The organism is Streptomyces sp. NPDC020965, from assembly GCF_044333555.1.
Taxonomy (GTDB): Bacteria; Actinomycetota; Actinomycetes; order Streptomycetales; family Streptomycetaceae; genus Streptomyces.
The window spans coordinates 1,273,642-1,290,895 of sequence record NZ_JBIRRE010000001.1 but is presented as its reverse complement, the minus strand read 5'-3'; the positions used below and the strand labels follow the sequence as shown (position 1 = coordinate 1,290,895).

Below are 17,254 nucleotides of genomic sequence, written 5' to 3'. Positions count from 1 at the left end.
GACCGGCTGGCAAGTGGTAAGCGGATAGCTATCCACTAGGCTGGGGGTGGAGAATGGAGGCTCATCGGCCCGCACTCCCGGGGCGCGCGGTCCCGGGCCCGTACTCCCGCAACCGCTCCCATCACCAGCCCGCAGCCCGCAGCCCGTATCCGTAATCGCCAGTCGCCAGTCGCCAGTCGCCAGTCGTTACTCGTTGGTCGTTAGTCGTCAGTCACCGGTCCAGCGGTCCAGCGGGGGGCGGCAGCGAAGCCCACCCCGGCCCCAGCGCGGGCAGAAGGGAGTCCCCGGCCGTGCACGCCATGGAGCCTCACCGTGTGGATCTCTCCCTGACCGACCCCCGACCGACCAGCCCGCCCCCCACCACCCCCCGCGCGGACGCCGTGCTCAACCGCCGCAGGATCCTCGACGCCGCCGCCGAGATCGTGGCCACGCAGGGCCCCGAGGCCCTCACCATGAACGCCGTCGCCCGCGCGTCCGGCACCGGAGTGGGCACCGTCTACCGGCGCTTCGGTGATGTTGCCGAACTCTTCTCGGCCCTCCTGGACGAACGGGAGCAGCAGTTCCAGGAAGCCTTCATGGCGGGCCCGCCCCCGCTCGGCCCCGGCGCGCCGCCCCGGGAACGGCTGCGCGCCTTCCTCCACGCGCTCGCGGACCGGGTGGTCGAGCAGCGCGAACTCCTGCTCGCCGGTGAGACCGCCTCACCGATCGCGCGCTACAACCACGGCTCCTATCTCGCCCGACACACCCACACGGCGATGCTGCTCCGCCAGCTCCGCCCCACCGCGGATGCCCCGCTCCTGGCGCACCTCCTGCTCGCACCCTTCGCGCCCAGCCTGATCACCCATCTGACGCGCGACCGGGGTCAGACGCCGGACCAGATCAAGAGCGGCCTGGACGACGTCCTCGGTGGTCTCCTCGACGGTCCACTTGGCGGTCCACTTGGTGGGGAGTGACCCCGACGGCGGGGCGACTGCGCCCCCGGCGACCAAACCGCACCCCGGCCCGAGCCTGACCTGGGACCGAGCCTGACCTGGGACCGAGCCTGACCTGGGACTGAGCCCGGGTTCGGCCCTGCGTCCCGGTTGGGCGGGAGCATCGAAAAATGTATGGCTCAGCCCCGGAAGAACGCGCTTCCATGATCCCGCCCCCGGGCAGCAGGATGGCTACGAACCACTTCACGGGAGGAAACATGTCGTCAGCCATCGGGCTCTCCGACCCGGAGACCCCGGTCACCGCCGCGTCCGATACCGCCGCGTCCGAAGCCGCAGCGTCCGGCACTGTCGCGTTGGGCACGGTCCCGTCCGGGGTCGGCGCGGAGCTGCTGCCCAGCACCGCCGAGGACGGACCGGCCGGGCTGGCCATCGGTGGAGTGCCCCTCACCGAACTGGCGCGGAGCTTCGGGACGCCCCTGTTCGTGTACGACGAGGAGCACCTGCGGCAGCGCTGCCGGGAGGCCGTCGCCGCCTTCGGCCGGGACAACGTCGCGTACGCCTCCAAAGCCTTCCTCTGCGTGGCCATGGCCCGGCTCGCCCACGAAGAGGGGATGCTGCTCGATGTCGCCTCCGGCGGCGAACTGCGGGTGGCGCTCCGGGCCGGCCTGCCAGGAGACCGGATCGTGCTGCACGGCAACAACAAGGACGACGCGGAGCTCCGTACGGCGATCACGGCCGGGGTGCGCCACATCGTGGTCGACAGCTTCGACGAGATGGACCGGATCGAGCGCCTGCACACGGTGGAGGGGCTGGCCCCGGCCCGCATCTATCTGCGGGTGGCACCCGGCGTCGCGGCCGGCGCCCACGAGTCGATCCGTACCGGTGGCAACGATTCGAAGTTCGGCTTCGGCATCGCGGGCGGCGCCGCAGCCAGCGCCGTGCGCCGGGCCGTCGACTCCCCGGCGATGGTCTTCGAGGGCGTGCACGCGCACGTTGGGTCCCAGGTGCTGGATGTCGCCGAACTGGCGGCGGGCGCAGCGGCCGTCGCGCGGTTCGCCGTCGGGGTCCAGGCGCGTCGGATCACCATCGGCGGTGGACTCGGTGTCGCGTACGAGACCGGGCAGTCGGCACCCTCCTTCGCGGAGTGGGCCACCCGGGTCCGGGAGGCGGTACGCGGCGCCGGATGGGCCGGCGACGTGGGTGTCGAACCCGGCCGTTCGATCGTCGCGCGGGCCGGACTGACGCTGTACCGGGTGGGGACGATCAAGCAGATCGAGGGCGTCCGCACCTATGTCAGCGTCGACGGAGGCATGAGCGACAACCCGCGCCCGGCGCTGTACTCCGGCCGGTACGAGGCGTTCCTGCCGCGCTGCCCCGGCGCGCCACGGCCACTGCGGGCACGGCTGGTCGGGAAGCACTGCGAGAGCGGCGATGTGATCATCAACGACGCCGCGCTGCCTGCCGACCTCCAGGTGTCCGACCTGCTGGCCACGCCGGTCACCGGCGCGTACGGCTACGCCATGGCGTCCAACTACAACAAGTTGCCGCGCCCGGCCGTGGTCTTCGTGCGGGACGGGCGGGCTCGGGTCGTGGTCCGCCGCGAGACCGACGAGGATCTGCTGCGCCTGGATCTGCCCGACCCGGCATACCCGGCCGGCACGTAAACAGGCCCAACCGGCCCAACCGGCCCTGCTGAGCCGGCCAGCACGTAAACGGGCCCTGCCGAGCCGGCCGGCAGGGAACCAGGCCCACCGTACGACCGGTAGCCCACCCGGCGTCCGCCACCCGGAGCCACCCGCCCGTACGACCGGCCCACCGCAACCCCGCCCCCGTACGAGCGACGCGTGAGCCTGGCCCGTACCAGCGCCGGTCCGTACGAGCGCCGGCCCGTACCAGCGGCCCGTACGAGCGCCGGTCCGTACGAGCGCCGGCCCGTACGGCCGGGCCGCCGCGACTCCGGCCCGTACGAGCGGGAACCCGCAGCTCCGCCCGCCGCCCGACAGCCGGGGGCGCCGACCCGGGGCGCCCCCCGGGGGCCGCCGCGATCCCCCGCCCGTACGGCCTAACCTGGCCCGATGCTGAACAGCACCCGTCTGCTCGTCCTCCTGGAGATCGCTCGCCGGGGCACCATCGTGGCCGCCGCCCAGGCACTGCATCTGAGCCCGTCCGCCATCTCCCACCAGCTCGCCCGGCTGGAGCGGGAAGTCGGCGTGGCGCTGGTCGAACGGGCACCCCAGAGCCTGCGGTTGACGGCCGCCGGCCAACGGCTGGCCGACCACGCCCAGTCGATCGCGGATCTGATGGCCGTGGCGCGGGACGATCTACGGGGCCACTCCGAGGGCGAGGCGGGGACCCTGCGGCTGGGGTTCTTCGCCTCCTCCGGCCTGGAGCTGCTGCCCCGGGCGCTGTCGGCCTTCGCGGCGCGGCGACCCCAGGTCGAGCTGGAACTGATTCTGGGCCAGCCGCACGAGCTGGTACCCGATCTGGAGGCGGGCCGGCTGGACGCGGCGGTCGTCTTCGAACACCCACTGGACCCCTGGTGCCGACAGGCGTCCGTGGACGTGGCCATGTTCTTCGACGAACCACAGCTCGTGGTGGTACCGCCGGGACACCGACTGGCCAGGCGCGGTGTGGTCCGGCTGGCCGCGCTGGAGGGCGAGACCTGGATCGGCACCCGTGGCGGGGACACCGGCGAACCGGTACTGGAGCGGGCGTGCGCGGCGGAGGGCTTTCTCCCCCGGGTCCGCTGTCGCACCGACCACTACCAGGTGACCATCAATCTGGCCCGTGCCGGCATGGGCATCGCGCTGGTCCCGGCCCTGGGCCTGGGGGACACGGCGGGGGTGTACGTCTGCCGCCTGGACCACCCTCGGCTGCACCGGCGGATCGGGGTCGCCACCCGGGGCACGAACCGCAATCCGCTGCTCCGCGCGTTCCTCACCGAGCTGCGGACGGCGGCGACGGAGGTGGGGGCGCTGCTGGAGACGGAGTGGACCTGACCGGCCGTACGGGACATCACGCGGCCGCTCCGCCGGGGGGAGCGACGCCAGGCCCGGCCGGTTGGCGGGAGGTCCGCGGCCGGCCGGCCGGGGGAGACTCCACCAGCGCGCTGCCATGCGGTCAGTCGGCGATGTCGACCCCGTAACCACGGGCGAAGGCGTCCAGGCCGTGGTCGTACCCCTGGCCGACGGTACGGAGTCGCCACAGCGGGCCGCGTCGGTAGATCTCGGCGAGGAGCAGGGTGCGTTCGGTGGTCGCGGCGTCGAGAGTGGCCTGGGCGAGGGGCGCCTCGCTGGTCCCGGGGGCCGCGGTGATCTGAATGGCGCCTACGTCGCCGAAGGTCGGCGAACCGTCGATCGCCGCCGCCACGACGACCTTGCGGGCCGACGGCGGCAGCGTGGCGAGTTGAACGCTGATGGTCTGCTCGGTCGGCCCGTCACCGAGGAGTCGCACCGTACCGCCGGGGTTCTCCGGGGCTCCGTAGAAGACGAAGTCCTCGTCGAAGGAGACCTGTTCGTCCTCGTCCACCACGAAGGCGACGACATCGATCTCGCAGGCCGTCTGCTGGGCCCAGGTGGCGGTCACGGTCCAACGGCCCGCGTCCGCCGCCCGGTCCGGCAGGTCAAGGACGCCGCCGCGCGGCAGTACGTGGGTGGCCTGGCCGTGCCGGGCGTCCGGCGCGGCGGTGGGGGAGTCGAGCCAGCCGGTGTCGTGCGTGGGTATCGCGAGTGAGGTGATCCGGGACATGCGGCGGTCGTTCGCCCCGCCGTCGAGGAGGATGACGTCGGTGACGCTCGCGGAGAGATTGATCGCGGCGGATCCGCCCAGGTCGACGATGCGGACGCGGGTGGCCGCTGCGTCGGGATGGGTACCGCCGAGGACGAGCACCCGCCGCCGGGCGAGCGGCTTCCCGGGCGGCGCCACCACCCCGGCGGTGACCTTCGCCGCTACCCCAGCCGCAGCCGGGGTCTCCTGTGCGGGCACGGCGGGTGCGGCGGGCGCGCTGATGTCCGTCTTGCTCGCGGGTGCGGCGGGTGCGGCGGGTGCGGAGGCGGCGGTGCCCTCCCGGCCGTCGTCCTCAGTGCCCTTCCGGGCTGCGGGGATGACGACCGGGGTGCCCGTCTGCTCGTGCGCGTCCCCCGGGCGCACATCGTCCAGCAGCCGCAGGAAGGTGCGTTCGTCGATGACCGGGACATTCTCAGCGAGGGCACGCCGCGCCTTGGCGGAACCCGACGCGAGGTCGTTGGTGACCAGGGCGCTGGTGTGCCGACTGACCGAACCCATGGTGTTCAGTCCGGCCGCGACGGACCGGCCGACCAACTCCGTGCGGGCCGAGTCCGTCTGTCCGGTGATGGCGATCTTCATGCCCTGGACCAGCGGACCTCCGGGCGTCAGTCGGCCCGGATTCCGGAACGCGCACGCGGCCTTGGGCGGCTGCGGCATGAACCGCGGGTCCTGCCGGGGCGGGCAGGCCACCAGGGGCAGCGGCAGTTCGAGCCGGGCGGCGTCCCGCAGCGTGCCGCGCAACACCCCGGCCAGCACCCGGGTGTCGTCGAGGGCGTCGTGCGCCGCGAGCTGGGTGACTCCGTAGTGGGCGGCGAGCGTCCCCAGCCGCAGATCGTCGGTCGGCGGATCCACCCGCCGATTCAGCGCCAGCGTGCACAGCCGTCGGGCGACCGGCAGCTCGACGCCGGCGCGGGCGAACTCGTGTGCGAGGAAGTCGTAGTCGAACTGGGCGTTGTGGGCGACCAGCACCCGATCTCGCAGCATCTCCCCGATCCGCCCGGCGACCTGATCGAAGGTCGGCGCGCCCCGCAGCCGATCGGCCGTCAGCCCGTGAATGTGCACCGGCCCGGGATCGCAGCCGGGGTCGAGCAGGGTCGAGAACTCCGCTGTCTGCTCTCCGTCCGGGCCGAGCGTCACCACGGCGATCGACAGCACACGGTCCCGACGGGCCACCAGCCCGGAGGTCTCCACATCCACGAGCGCCCAGTCGAGGGCGTAATCACGCAGGCCGGACATGTCGAGAGCGGAGGGCGCGAGAGGCATGTGACAAAGGATGATCTGATTTCCACCCCTCCTTCAACCCGGATGACCATTCATCCCCATATGTAACATCCGACGCTCCACGAGCGGCCCCCGGCCGACTTGCCCTTCGGCCTTCGCCGGATGCCCGCTCCGATCGCCGGACGCCCGGCCCGGCCAGGGGTGCCCGCCCGCTCTCGGTGATCGTCGCCAACCCGTGCCCGCGCCCGTGACCAGCGCTTACGCCGCCGCTACGCTGCCGTCGCTAGGGTGCATCGGACCTGCGAAAAAGCCCTCCGCGACGGGAGGGCTCGGTGCGATCTGGAGTGTGTGCCCCCGGCAGGACTCGAACCTGCGGCCAAGCGCTTAGAAGGAACCCGACTAGTTCGATCTTGATATATCCCTGACCTGCACGAACGCGTCTTAACGGCCCCTTTGCAGGGGGTGCCATTCCACGCATTTTCCACAGCTTGGGAATGATTGCTGTGAAGGTTCGAGGTTGATCTCTCTACTCACTGTCTCGATACGGAGGCAGGGGCCGGTATCCATCATGGTGGGGTCCCGGGGGCTAGGGCTGTCGGGATCTTCTCGGAGACTACGCGTGCCTGTCGCTGTCCGCCCCGGCGGTCTGCGGCACTCCGAGCTTGTGCGACGGACCGTCGGGGGCGGAGCCGCACGTTGGAAACGGGCTTCGATTTTCTGCCGGTGCCTGCCGGGGCTCGGCTGTGAGCCGTTCTCGCCGCACGTGAGTGAACTGCCCTGTCATGCCGGAAACAATTCTGTCCCTTCCCGGCGTTGTAGCCCCAGCGGTAGCAAGATCGGGAGGGGAAGGTGTCGGGGCTGAGGCTGTTTCATACGACAAGCGGCGTGACGGAGGTTGCGCCGCGTCTGGCGGATGTCGAGGCGGATGTGCAGGATCTCGTCGAGGCCCACATGGAGACGATGCTGGGGGTGCGGTTCCTGGCGAGCGAGTACAGCACCGGCTCGGTGCACGGCGGGCGGATCGACTCGCTGGGTCTCGACGAGAATGGCGCACCGGTGATCGTCGAGTACAAGCGGGCGACTGACGCCGGGGTGATCCACCAGGGGCTGTTCTACCTGTCCTGGCTGATGGACCACCGGGACGAGTTCCAGCGCCTGGTTCGCCACCGGCTCGGCACCGAGGCTGCGGCCGGGGTCCTGTGGAGCGCACCGAGGCTGATCTGTGTGGCCGGTGACTTCACCCGCTACGACGTCCACGCCGTACGCGAGCACCGCCGCAGCATCGACCTCGTGCGCTACCGCTTCTACGGCGATCACCACATCGGGCTGGAAACGGTGGCCTCCGTCACCGGGCACGCCACTGTTTCCCGGATGGCCCGTCGGCGGCGCGCGGCCGGGGGCCAGGGCGGGCGTACGACAGGCGGGGCGATGACGGAGCTGGCCGCCGCGGTCGACGAGACGTTGCTCGGCCTCGGGAACGACATCGTCCCCGTACAGCGCAAGCAGTACCGGGCCTACCAGCGGCTGCGGAACTTTGCCTGCGTTTGCCCGCCGCAGCAGGCCAAACTCCTCGTCTACCTCAAGGCCGACCCGGGCACGGTGGACCTCGTCCCCGGCTTCACCCGGGACGTGACGGGACTCGGACACCACGGAACCGGCGACCTGGAGGTCCAGCTACGCACGGAGCGGGACTTGGAGAAGGCACACGACATGTTCCGCATGGCGTACGCGGTGGCGTAGCGGTGCTTGCCCTGGATTGCCTGAGATGGTCGATGCCCGCGACCGGGCAGCGTTGTGCTGCGATTCGTAGTGGTGTGCTGCTGCCTTTAGATGAGTGCGGTCAGAGATTGGCGGTGGATTAATCAATGGTCCGCTGGATCCCCGGTTTCGCCAACCGGGGATCCGGTGCTATACGCGGGAGTGGTGGCGCAGGCCGGGTCGTCGGCGGTCGTCGCGGCCTTGATGACGACGACGTCCACGTTCTTTCACGTTGGCCATGGAAATGCGGCAGGTGACAGTGGCCTGGAGGTTGGTTGGGGCGCTGCCCACGCGGGATCGCAGTCCGGGGCGAGGCCGTATTCGGAGACATCGTTCGGGGTGCGCTGGAAGCGGGTGATCTGGGTCATGAGGGCGGTCGCGAACGCCGGTGTCTGGAGGAAGCCGGGCGGGACATTGGAGAGGTAGACGCGGCAGTGGCGGGTCTGCTGGTGGAGGGTGTACCAGTCCTGTTGGACCTGGCGCATGCCGCCCTGGTGCAGGCGGCGCCACTCCATGTACATGGAGTCGACGGCGCGGGCGGTGGCGATGAGGTCGTCGGCTCCGCACGCCGCGCACCAGGCGCGGACGTCCGCGTCGGAGGGGGCGGGGCCGCGCCCTTTTGGATGCGGGTGGTCTTCGCGGGGTGCCAGCCGCAGCGGGCGGAGAGCTCTTTCCCGGTGAGGCCGACGTCCTTGCGCAGGTGCGTGAGCCACACGGCGAGCGGCTCGCGGGCCCCTGTGCGCTGGAGGAGGGGGAGGCGGTCGTCATGAGGTGGCGGCCCTTGAGGGTGCGTCGGTCAGATGCGGTAGTCGGCGTGGTCAGTGGCCAGGTCCCACACCGAGCGGAACGCCTCGGCGCACAGCTTGATGGCCTGCAGGTCTTCGGTATGGTCGGGCTCCAGGGCCTGGCCGTCACCGGAGAAGGCGTTGAACCGCACGAGATGGTCGTCGATGAGCCAGAAGTCGTTGCCCGGCAGCGTGAGCGCGGAGGCGCGGTGGCGGGGCAGCCAGCGGACCTGTTCGCCGGCGCGGAGGTTGGCGTCGGTGATGGCGTGCTCGAAGCGGATGTAGTCGGTGACGGGCTCGGACACGACCCGGGCCCGGCGGACTTTCACCCCGCAGGCGACGGTCCGCACCACCAGCGGCAGCCACCCGCCCCAGAACCGCGAGTCGTCGGCGGGCACGCTCCCGTCCCGCAGGAACGCGTCGTACGCGTCCCGCTCCTCCCCCACGGCGTAGACGTCCCGCAGCTCCAGGTGCAGGGCGTGCCGCTGGGCGGAGTCGAGGAGGTCCTCAAAGCTGGGCGTGGGCGGCTTCTGCGGGCGGACTGTCCTGACTGCAGGCGGCCCGGGTCGACGCGTCGGCGAACTTGCCCTGCAGGACCAGGTGCGGCCACTCCGCGGTGTCGGTGTCCACCCACACCGCAGGGCAGTTCCCTCCACCCGAGTCCGGGTCTGTCCCGAAGAAAAGTAACGCATTCCCTCCGAAGCGAGCCGGTTGCGCGTAGTCGCGCACCGACCGTCCCGCAGGCCGGCGACACCGTCAAGAGTCTTCTGTCCGGACCGGGGCGGCGTTCGGGGAATCCCGGCGCGAGCTCGTTCGCGTCCACTGCGTTATGAGTGGTCGTTGTGCGTATTCGCCAGGAGCCACCGCGCTCCATCGTGAGGCAGGACCTGGGCCTTTACCGCGTCGGCGCCCCAACGACTGCTGACGGGCCTCGGGTAGCCGTCCCGGCCCGCACAGTGCCTCCGCGCTCATTTCAGACAGCCTCACCACAACTCTTGGCCAAACCGTCCGAAGGTCCCGGGGTCGGGCTCAGGCACTGCCTAGCGTGAGCCCATACCGGATCCCGCGACCAAGGAGACGTTATGTCGGACAAGTCCGTTGACGTGACAGACACATCGTTCGCCGGCACCGTTCTCCAGGCGCCCGGGTCGGTCCTGGTGGACTTCTGGGCGGCGTGGAGCGGACCGTGCACGATGATGGCGCCCCACCTGGAGGAAGCCGCCGCGCAATACGCCGGGCGGCTGACCATCGCCAAGCTCAACATCGACCACAACCCCGCCACCGGCCCGCAGTACGACGTGGAGGCCATCCCCGCACTCCTGCTGTTCAACGACGGCAAGGTCACCGCGACCCACTTCGGAGCCCTCTCCAAAAAGCAGCTGACGCAGTTCATCGACGCGAACCTCTGACCCCAGCAAGCTCCCGCGCACCCAGGAGGTTCCCGTGATCCGCTCAGCCCTCGCCGCCCTGACCGCCCTGATTGCAGCCTGTGCCGGCCTGGTGACCGCCGCTCCGGCCCAGGCCGCACCCGGTGACCTGGTGTGCCTGCCGCCCACCAGCTCGACCGTCACGTTCAGCCCGGCGCTGACCACCGTGCCCCAGGACGTCACCGTCACCACGAACAACCTGTTCGGCCCGTGCACCTCGACCAGCGTCCCCGGCATCACCTCCGGCACCTTCAGCGGCAGCTTCCACGTCCCGGGCCGCAGCTGCCTGACCCTGGCCGGCTCGGGGTCCTCGACCTCCACCATCACCTGGAACACCGGCCAGACCAGCACGCTGTCACTGAACTACACCACCACCATCGCGGGAGCCGTCTACACCTCCGTCCTGATCGGCACCGTGACCAGCGGGCTGTTCGCCGGCGACACCGTGGTGAGCAACCAGACCGGCCCCGCCACCGACGTCCTGACGTGCACCCTGGGCCTGGGCACGGTTTCCGGGCTCTACACCGTCGGCACCATCACCTTCGTCTGACCAACCCACCGGCCCGGCAGGGTCACGGTCGCGCCGCCCGGCTCACCTGCGGAATCGGCCTCGCCCAAGCGGTGACCATCGCCCCACGCCCCCGCACCGGCCGCTTGCCCAGAGCGATCACCGAAGACCGAAACCGGCAAAATCCCGGTCCGCGCGCATGGGAGGGTCGGAGCACCGGGCGGGCCGGTGACCTGCGGCGTGCGGCGGGGGATCCGAGCACCGGAGTGGGGCGGCGGGGGGTTTGCGGGGATGGACCCGGCTGGCTCAAGGGCGGCGACCGGGCCGGGAGTCGCTGAGGGAGAGGCGGCCTCTCCCCGGGGTAACCCGCCCCCACCGGCCCCGGCTGCGGATCGGCCTGCGGCCCTGGACCGTCTGCCCCGCCTCGTCTCCACGCCCGCGTGTCCCGGTCCTGTGGCCGGAGCCCGGAGGGCCCTGGACGTTTCCGCGGCGAAGCCGCCGTTGGCGCGGGGGCGATTCCGTGGTGGTCACAGGTGCGCGTCGAGGAATTCCTTGAGCTGAACTTTCGTCAGGGCGCCGGTCTTCCTGGCCACGACGGTGCCGTTCCTGAAAATCAGGAGAGCGGGAATCTTTTGCACGTCGTGCTGGGGCGCTGTCGCGGGGTTCCGGTCGATGTCCAGCTTGGCGACGGTGAGCCTGCCCGTGTACTCCGAGGCGATCTCGTCGAGGACGGGTTCCATCATCTTGCAGGGCCCGGCCCACTCGGCGCAGAACTCGACCAGCACAGGCCCGTCGTCGCGCAGGACCTGCTCCGTGAAGGAGCGGTCGGTCACCTCGATCACGATGCCGTTCATCAGCGTTCCTCCTCTTCCCCGGTACCTCGGCAAAATCGGATGCCCCGGGGGCGGCGGGAGCCTTCTGCGGCTCCGTGTTCAACGCCGGTCGTGGGCCCGGTCCCGCCGGCGCCGCAGCGCCGGCGGGACCGGGCAGGTGGCGGGTCAGGTGCAGTTGATGAGGAGGGGGGTGGTGGCGGTGCAGGTGCGGGTGGCGGTGTCGTTGCCGGCCGCCGGGTCTGACGGGGCACTGGCGGTGCGGGTGGCGGTGAGGGTGTAGGGGGTTCCGAGGCTGAGGAGGGCGACGGGGACCCTGAAGCTCCGGGTCACGCTGTCGCCCGGGGCCACCGTGGTCAGCGCGCATTCGGCGGTCCGGCCGGTGACGGTGCAGTCGGGGCTGGTGGCGCCGGAGACCGGGAGCTGTGCGGTGAGGGTGGCGGAGGTGACCGGGGCGGGGCCGTTGTTGGTGGCGGTGAGGGTGTAGTCGATCCGCCCGCCGAGGCCGGGTACCGGCTGCGCCGTCAGCGTGAGGGCGAGGTCGGCGGAGGCCGGGGTGGGCGGGGTCACCAGCACGACGTCGGAGGGGCTGCGGCCGGTGGTGACCCGGGCCGTGGCCGTGTTGGTGGTCGTGTCGATGAGGGAGAGGGTGCCGCTGGTGTTGCCGGTGGCGTAGACGCGCTGCCCGTCCTCGCTGATCGCGAGGGTGCTGGGGCGCGGCGGCAGGGAGACGGAGCCGGTGACCGTGCGGGTGGCGGTGTCGACGACGGCCACGTCGGCGCCGGTGTTGCGGGCGGTGTAGGCGCGGGTGCCGTCAGTGGTGAAGACCGTTTCGAAGGGGCTGCCGCCGGTGGGGACGCTGCCGGTGAAAGTGTTGGTGGCGGGGTTGAGGATGTTGACGCGGTTGTCGGTGGCGTTGGAGACGTAGGCGCGGGTCCCGTCGGGGGTGAAGGTGATGTCGCGGTTGCCGCCGGGGGACGGGATCGACGGTTCGAGGGTGTCCGTGGTGGTGTTGAAGACGGTGATGCTGCCGAACTGGGACAGGTAGAGCCGGGTCCCGTCGGGGGAGAGCGCGGCACCGGTCGTGGCCGTGTCGATGGCGTGGGTGGCGGTGACGGTGTGGGTGGCGGTGTCGATGACCGACAGGGTCTTGTCGTTGAAGTTGCTGACGAAGGCCCGGCTGCCGTCGGCGGAGAAGACGGGGAACTGGGGGCTGCGGCCGACCGGAACGGTGGCCACGACCGACCGGGTGGCGGTGTCGATCACCGAGACGGACCGGTCGGCGCCGTCGTTGGCCACATAGACGAGCCTTTGGTCCGGTGAGACCGCCAGGTCGATCGGATTACTTCCGACGGGAATCCGCGCCAGCACCGTGGTCGCCCCGGCGTCGACCACCGCGACCTGGTTGTCGCTCCGGTTGGTCACATACGCCACGGTCGGCTCCGCGACCGCCCGCGGCTTCGCCGCCGCGGGCACGCTCTGTGGCCCGGCCGCCTGCACCGGCGGCGCCAGCGCCACCGCGCCCGCCAGCAGCCCGGCCACGGGAGCCATCACCAGCAGCCGCTGGTGGAACGGACGTAACCCCCACCGCGATATGACCTTCATCAGCATGTTCCTCTCCTGCAGCGAGCCGGCCCGCCTCTCACAGAAGGGGCCGGGCGGTACGGCGTACCGTCCGGCGACATCTACCGCCCAAAGCCGACCCCAAGCAGGACGCACCAGAGATACGCTCATATGAATTACCGGTAATCGCACACACGCGCGAGAATGTGCCCGTTGTCGAACACAGGAGCACCTCGACGCGGAGGCGTCAGGGCGGGGGCATCACAGCCCGATGGCGGAACTCGCGGGGTATCCCTGAGCCGAGCAGGGACGGCAACACCAGGAACCCCGGCCCAGCGAAAGCCACCTGGTCCAAGCCCTCCCGCAGCGACGGCACCGGCAACAGCTCCATCGAATTCGCCGACCTCGTTACCCGAGTGGGCATCCACGACTCGAAGGACAGCCAAGGCCCCGCCCTTGTCGTACCAGCGGTCACCTGGGCCGAGTGCGTGGGCTTCGCGACCGGTGCCTGACCACTCACCACAAGCTCAACCACAGGCGGCGCGTCCGGCGCTCCATGGCGCCGCCGGGCATGTCCCTGCCGACCCGCGCCGAGCTGAACACCGTTCTCTCCGTCACCCCGTATGACACGGCGCTATGGGACTACACCGCCCCGGGATTCCGCAGCAACCTCGAAGGCGGGGCCGGCCCGGGCCCCCACAACGGGGTGCACAACTGGGTCGGGGGACAGATGCTGCAGAGCGTGTCACCCAACGATCCGGGCTTCTGGCTGCACCACAGTTCGTGGACAAGATCTGGGCGCACTGGCAGCGGTGACACCGCCGGAACTCCTATCTGCCCGCCGTGAGCGCCACCAGCGTGGTCGCGCTGAAGCAGGCCATGGCCCCCTGGAACAACGTCACCTCGGCCGCGGTACTCGACCACACCCGCTTCTACACCTACGCCTAGTAGTCCTGTGACCGGGAACACCCGCCGGGGATGCGGGCGCGTTCGCAGTGCTGAGCGGTCACCGCTCCCGCCCCGTCCGCCCGGCGTTCGCTCTCTGACCGGGAGCGCCCACCGCCTTCTCCGGAGGACTCCTTCCATGATCGATCTGGTCATCCGCACGCTCGACGAGAACGACGCGCGGCGGGGCTTCGATACGAAGCCGCGGACAACCGCCATGTGAAATCCGGAGCCCGGGGCGGCCCGTGGCGGCGGCCCCGGGCTGGGGAGCGACTACTCGGCGCTGCGGCTGGGCCGTGCCGGGCGGGATGGCGGCCTGTGGGTGGCGAGGAGGGCCATGTCGTCGCCGGTGAGGCCGCCCGAGAAGCGCCGTACGTCATCGACGAGGGTGCCGAGCAGGCGGGCGGGGGTCGCGAAGTGCCGGCCCGCCAGACGTGCCTGCGGGTCGTAGAAGGCTCCGGAGGCGTCCCGGGCCTCGGAGAGGCCGTCGGTGTAGAGGAGCAGGGTCGCGTCCGGGGGAAACTCCCACACGTCCGGCCGGTGGGGTGACGGGGCGAGGTCGGACAGCCCGAGCGGCAGCCGGAAGACCGTGGGCGTGAGGGCGGTGACGGTTCCGTCCCCGGCCAGGAGCAGGGGGGCGGGGTGGCCGCAGTTGAGTACCCGTACGACCCGGTGGCCCGGCGGGATCTCGGCGAGAACGCAGGTGACGAAGGTTTCCGTGTCGTGGTCGCCGTCCCGGTCCGCGCGGTCCCGGTCCAGCGCTTTCTCCAGGCGCGCCGCCACCTCGGGGAGGGTCCTCTCCTCGTGCGACGCCTCGCGGAAGGCGCCCAGGACGATGGAGACGGTCTCGATCGCGGTGATTCCCTTGCCCCGGACGTCGCCCATGACCAGCCGTAGACCGTGCGGGGTGGAGCACGCGCTGTAGAGATCGCCGCCGATCAGCGCCTCCCGTTGCGCGGCCTCGTACCGGGCGGCCACCCGCAGCCCGCCGACGAGGCTGGCAGGAGACGGGACGACGGCGCGCTGGGCGGCCTCGGCCACTTCGCGGGAGGAGGCGAGTTCCTCACGCCCCCGGCGCACCACGATGTTCAGCAGCACCGCGATGGCCGTGGCGAACAGGATCGTGGTGAGCTGGGTGACCAGATTCTGCGGGCCGACTCTTTCCCATCTGACGCGTGCGATCACCTGCAGGGCCGCGGCGGCGGCGAAGGCCACGCCTCCGAAGCTCACGGTCTGCCACCTGGTGTGGAGCGGTGCGGCCATCAGCGGGGCGGCCACGAAGAACGGCGTGCCGTTCAGTTTCGCGGGGGTGACGACCTGGAACGTGACACCGAGCACGATCAGGGCGAAGGGCAGCAGCCGGGACAGCCGGGACAGGTACGACGGCACTGGGGCAGGGTCCGTGACGGCGTCCCGCCCGCCGGTGGTCTTGTTGCGCAACCAAACCTCCGACAGAGTCCTGACGGCCGGCGCCCCGGGGCGGACACCGGCGTCATGAGAACCGTCTGCGCCACCGAAGGCGGGCCGCACGACGGCGCGGGGCGCGGCCTCATGCCCGCGTGAAAGGCTAAAGGCGACAAGGTCCGGAAAGGCCGAAAGGTCACCGGGTCCGGAGCCTGGCACGGGTCCCGCTCGTGACCGTCAGCTTCGGCAACCTCCAACCATCTCATATGGGCGTTTTATGTATAAATTACTTTATCGTGCGATATGCGTAAACAGCACTCCCAAAATCAGGAGCCCCGCTCATGGGCGCGGAACGCACCACGGCCGCCCCGCGTCCAGCCCTCGGAAACGGGTCAACATCCCGGGACGCGAGGCGTCACCGGCGAGGCGCAGCGGGGCGGGCCGCGGCGTGCAGCCGACTCATCGGGCCTGCGGGCCCTGCCGGAGCCTGTGCCGCGCTTCGCATGGAGCCCCGCCCCAGGTGCGCACGAGGCCGCGGTGCCATCGGGCGCCGGCCTCTGTCCGGTCAGGACGGCGCCCCGCGTGACGGCTTCTGACTCGGTGTTCGTACGGAGTGTCCGCGTACGGTCGTGTCTCGCTCCGGCGTGATTCTCGTGGCCGGAGATCATTTCCGTGGTGCGGTCGGGTGGTCCGCATAGCGGGCGGCCCATGGAGGCGGCGCCGCCGCGGAGCGGCCATCGCTGGGGTTCCCGCCGGATCGGGCAGGGCGGGGTCAGGAGCTGATGAGGGTTCCGACGCCGGTCTGGCTGGTCACTCCGGGCGGGATTGCGCACGCCAGCAGGTTGAGGCTGTTCTGCGAGAGCACCTCGGTGAACCCCGCGCCGGTGAACAGTCCGCTGGTGATCGTGCCCGTCCAGGTGAACACCGTCTGGCCGGCGATGAACTGCAGGGTCATGGTGCCGACGAATGTCGAGCTCTGGCCGGTGTTCCACGTGATGGTGTTGGTCGCCGGGCCGGTGTACGGCAGGTCCAGGCAGCTGCTCACGGCGTCCGTGCTGCCGCTTCTGGTGCCCGAGGTGATCGTCGGCTGACTGGTCGATACGCAGTTGGAATAGCCGACGTCGAACGTCTGGTGCTGCATGCGGGGCTGGAGCAGCAGGCCGGGCGAGTGAGTGATCTGTGCGCTGGTCGTGCAGGTGAAGTCGCCCACGGCGGCGTTGGCGGGAGAGGAGCCGGTCAGCAGGGCCGCCATGGCTGCGGCGGATAGCAGGACCGCGGTCGTGACGCGGCCCGGGGAGCGGGTGGTCGCGGGTGAGGACGGCAGGAGTTTCACGGGACCTCCGGGTGCGCCGGCGGACGAGGGCCAGGTCGGTTCTCCCGGCGACGCCGGGGTTCGCCCCTCTTTCTAGCCGCCGACCGGCACACCTCTACCCCCACGGCAGTGAAGATCACCCAGCCGGCCGATAGAACCTCTCGGCATCCCCGGGCCGGTCGAACCCGAGGCTCAACGGAGGATCACGCGAAGAGCAGTCGGCCTACCCCCATGGAAGAGAGCGCGGCCACACCGTGAAATCGGGCAACCTCGGACGTTCGAGCCCCGCTCAACGGCGGACCAGAAACGCCGGGATGACGGCGGTGCGCACGGCACGGGCTGCAGCCGGGTCCCTGATCGAGTGCATGCAGGAGGCCGATCAGGTGCAGTTCCCCCAGCGGCGCGCTTTTACGAAGCGGGAGGACGGATGCCGGTACATCGATGGAGTTTGTGGCAGCAACCCCCTCTAACGCCAGCCGGTACATCAAGCGTGACACCGCCCGCTACCCGCTGGTCCCTGCTGGCCGCCTATCTGCGCACACTCTAAGTCGGTCTCGCCGGCGAGCTCGGCGAGTGCTGTTTCGATGCCGGTGGCAGGGTCGGCGATGAGGACGGTGCGGTGCCGCAGCGAAGGCGGGACGGTCATGAAGACTCCGGGTCATCGTCGAGGACTGCCTCGCGGACGTGGCGGCAGGGGCCAGTCGCTTGCCCCTAACAGGGCTTGGGAAACCACATTCTGCGTTCGGGTGGGCGGACCGGCAGAGGCCCGGCGACCGGTCGGAC

16 protein-coding genes are annotated in these 17,254 nt (G+C 70.8%); 9 read left to right on the top strand and 7 right to left on the bottom strand.

Going from position 1 to position 17,254, the window contains the following annotated elements:
• The first annotated feature begins 314 nt into the window (after positions 1 to 314).
• The 4 genes from ACH4S7_RS05615 to ACH4S7_RS05600 all read left to right on the top strand — a co-directional run bounded on the left by ACH4S7_RS05615 (position 315) and on the right by ACH4S7_RS05600 (position 3,931).
• A complete protein-coding gene (locus ACH4S7_RS05615; RefSeq protein ID WP_398519758.1) occupies positions 315 to 953 on the top strand; it encodes a TetR/AcrR family transcriptional regulator in 639 nt (212 codons plus the stop codon).
• A gap of 236 nt (positions 954 to 1,189) precedes the next feature.
• On the top strand, positions 1,190 to 2,596 hold the full coding sequence (gene lysA / locus ACH4S7_RS05610) for a diaminopimelate decarboxylase (RefSeq protein ID WP_398519757.1): 1,407 nt from the start codon (positions 1,190 to 1,192) through the stop codon (positions 2,594 to 2,596).
• 180 nt (positions 2,597 to 2,776) lie between these two features.
• Positions 2,777 to 2,998 carry a hypothetical protein gene (locus tag ACH4S7_RS05605; RefSeq protein ID WP_398519756.1) on the top strand — a complete coding sequence of 74 codons (222 nt, stop codon included), beginning with the start codon at positions 2,777 to 2,779 and terminating at the stop codon, positions 2,996 to 2,998.
• 9 nt (positions 2,999 to 3,007) lie between these two features.
• Positions 3,008 to 3,931 (top strand): LysR family transcriptional regulator, encoded by a 924-nt coding sequence (locus ACH4S7_RS05600; RefSeq protein ID WP_398519755.1) that lies wholly within the window; start codon positions 3,008 to 3,010, stop codon positions 3,929 to 3,931.
• Positions 3,932 to 4,052: 121 nt separating this feature from the next.
• Here ACH4S7_RS05600 and ACH4S7_RS05595 read toward each other — a convergent pair whose 3' ends face one another.
• A complete protein-coding gene (locus ACH4S7_RS05595) occupies positions 4,053 to 5,981 on the bottom strand; it encodes a TerD family protein (protein WP_398519754.1) in 1,929 nt (642 codons plus the stop codon).
• 807 nt (positions 5,982 to 6,788) lie between these two features.
• Between ACH4S7_RS05595 and ACH4S7_RS05590 the strand changes: the two genes are divergently transcribed.
• Positions 6,789 to 7,679 (top strand): transporter, encoded by an 891-nt coding sequence (locus ACH4S7_RS05590; protein WP_398519753.1) that lies wholly within the window; start codon positions 6,789 to 6,791, stop codon positions 7,677 to 7,679.
• Between the two features lie 245 nt (positions 7,680 to 7,924).
• On the opposite strand, the gene ACH4S7_RS05585 is transcribed toward ACH4S7_RS05590, so the two are convergent.
• Together ACH4S7_RS05585 and ACH4S7_RS05580 are read right to left on the bottom strand one after the other, a co-directional pair.
• Positions 7,925 to 8,212, bottom strand: a complete 288-nt coding sequence (locus tag ACH4S7_RS05585) for a hypothetical protein (protein WP_398519752.1) — start codon at positions 8,210 to 8,212, stop codon at positions 7,925 to 7,927.
• A 281-nt stretch (positions 8,213 to 8,493) separates the two neighbouring features.
• Entirely contained in the window at positions 8,494 to 9,174 is a 681-nt protein-coding gene (locus ACH4S7_RS05580; protein WP_398519751.1) for a DUF6879 family protein, read from the bottom strand.
• A gap of 390 nt (positions 9,175 to 9,564) precedes the next feature.
• Here ACH4S7_RS05580 and trxA (ACH4S7_RS05575) point away from each other — a divergent pair, with 390 nt between their 5' ends.
• Positions 9,565 to 9,891, top strand: a complete 327-nt coding sequence (gene trxA, locus ACH4S7_RS05575) for a thioredoxin TrxA (protein ID WP_398519750.1) — start codon at positions 9,565 to 9,567, stop codon at positions 9,889 to 9,891.
• A 34-nt stretch (positions 9,892 to 9,925) separates the two neighbouring features.
• Complete coding sequence (locus tag ACH4S7_RS05570; RefSeq protein WP_398519749.1) at positions 9,926 to 10,459, top strand: hypothetical protein; 534 nt, start codon at positions 9,926 to 9,928, stop codon at positions 10,457 to 10,459.
• Between the two features lie 485 nt (positions 10,460 to 10,944).
• Here ACH4S7_RS05570 and trxA (ACH4S7_RS05565) read toward each other — a convergent pair whose 3' ends face one another.
• Both trxA (ACH4S7_RS05565) and ACH4S7_RS05560 read right to left on the bottom strand, forming a co-directional pair.
• Positions 10,945 to 11,271: a thioredoxin TrxA gene (gene trxA / locus ACH4S7_RS05565; RefSeq protein WP_398519748.1), complete on the bottom strand. Its 327-nt coding sequence runs from the start codon at positions 11,269 to 11,271 to the stop codon at positions 10,945 to 10,947.
• 144 nt (positions 11,272 to 11,415) lie between these two features.
• Entirely contained in the window at positions 11,416 to 12,858 is a 1,443-nt protein-coding gene (locus ACH4S7_RS05560) for a cytochrome D1 domain-containing protein (RefSeq protein WP_398519747.1), read from the bottom strand.
• A gap of 158 nt (positions 12,859 to 13,016) precedes the next feature.
• Here ACH4S7_RS05560 and ACH4S7_RS05555 point away from each other — a divergent pair, with 158 nt between their 5' ends.
• Both ACH4S7_RS05555 and ACH4S7_RS05550 read left to right on the top strand, forming a co-directional pair.
• Positions 13,017 to 13,322, top strand: coding sequence for a DUF397 domain-containing protein (locus ACH4S7_RS05555; RefSeq protein ID WP_398519746.1), 306 nt, complete (start codon positions 13,017 to 13,019; stop codon positions 13,320 to 13,322).
• A 44-nt stretch (positions 13,323 to 13,366) separates the two neighbouring features.
• Positions 13,367 to 13,657: a tyrosinase family protein gene (locus ACH4S7_RS05550; protein WP_398520038.1), complete on the top strand. Its 291-nt coding sequence runs from the start codon at positions 13,367 to 13,369 to the stop codon at positions 13,655 to 13,657.
• A 371-nt stretch (positions 13,658 to 14,028) separates the two neighbouring features.
• Here the strand turns inward: ACH4S7_RS05550 and ACH4S7_RS05545 are convergent, their stop codons facing one another.
• Positions 14,029 to 15,195, bottom strand: a complete 1,167-nt coding sequence (locus tag ACH4S7_RS05545) for a PP2C family protein-serine/threonine phosphatase (protein ID WP_398519745.1) — start codon at positions 15,193 to 15,195, stop codon at positions 14,029 to 14,031.
• 736 nt (positions 15,196 to 15,931) lie between these two features.
• Complete coding sequence (locus ACH4S7_RS05540; protein WP_398519744.1) at positions 15,932 to 16,411, bottom strand: hypothetical protein; 480 nt, start codon at positions 16,409 to 16,411, stop codon at positions 15,932 to 15,934.
• Between the last annotated feature and the right edge of the window lie 843 nt (positions 16,412 to 17,254).

Excerpts from the sequence above, each read along its gene's own strand:
- lysA (WP_398519757.1), top strand. The coding sequence starts at position 1,190 with ATGTCGTCAGCCATCGGGCTCTCCGACCCGGAGACCCCGGTCACCGCC.
- ACH4S7_RS05600 (WP_398519755.1), top strand. The coding sequence starts at position 3,008 with ATGCTGAACAGCACCCGTCTGCTCGTCCTCCTGGAGATCGCTCGCCGG.
- ACH4S7_RS05595 (WP_398519754.1), bottom strand. The coding sequence starts at position 5,981 with ATGCCTCTCGCGCCCTCCGCTCTCGACATGTCCGGCCTGCGTGATTAC.
- ACH4S7_RS05585 (WP_398519752.1), bottom strand. The coding sequence starts at position 8,212 with ATGGAGTGGCGCCGCCTGCACCAGGGCGGCATGCGCCAGGTCCAACAG.
- ACH4S7_RS05580 (WP_398519751.1), bottom strand. The coding sequence starts at position 9,174 with ATGCGTTACTTTTCTTCGGGACAGACCCGGACTCGGGTGGAGGGAACT.
- trxA (WP_398519750.1), top strand. The coding sequence starts at position 9,565 with ATGTCGGACAAGTCCGTTGACGTGACAGACACATCGTTCGCCGGCACC.
- trxA (WP_398519748.1), bottom strand. The coding sequence starts at position 11,271 with ATGAACGGCATCGTGATCGAGGTGACCGACCGCTCCTTCACGGAGCAG.
- ACH4S7_RS05560 (WP_398519747.1), bottom strand. The coding sequence starts at position 12,858 with ATGCTGATGAAGGTCATATCGCGGTGGGGGTTACGTCCGTTCCACCAG.
- ACH4S7_RS05550 (WP_398520038.1), top strand. The coding sequence starts at position 13,367 with ATGGCGCCGCCGGGCATGTCCCTGCCGACCCGCGCCGAGCTGAACACC.
- ACH4S7_RS05540 (WP_398519744.1), bottom strand. The coding sequence starts at position 16,411 with ATGGCGGCCCTGCTGACCGGCTCCTCTCCCGCCAACGCCGCCGTGGGC.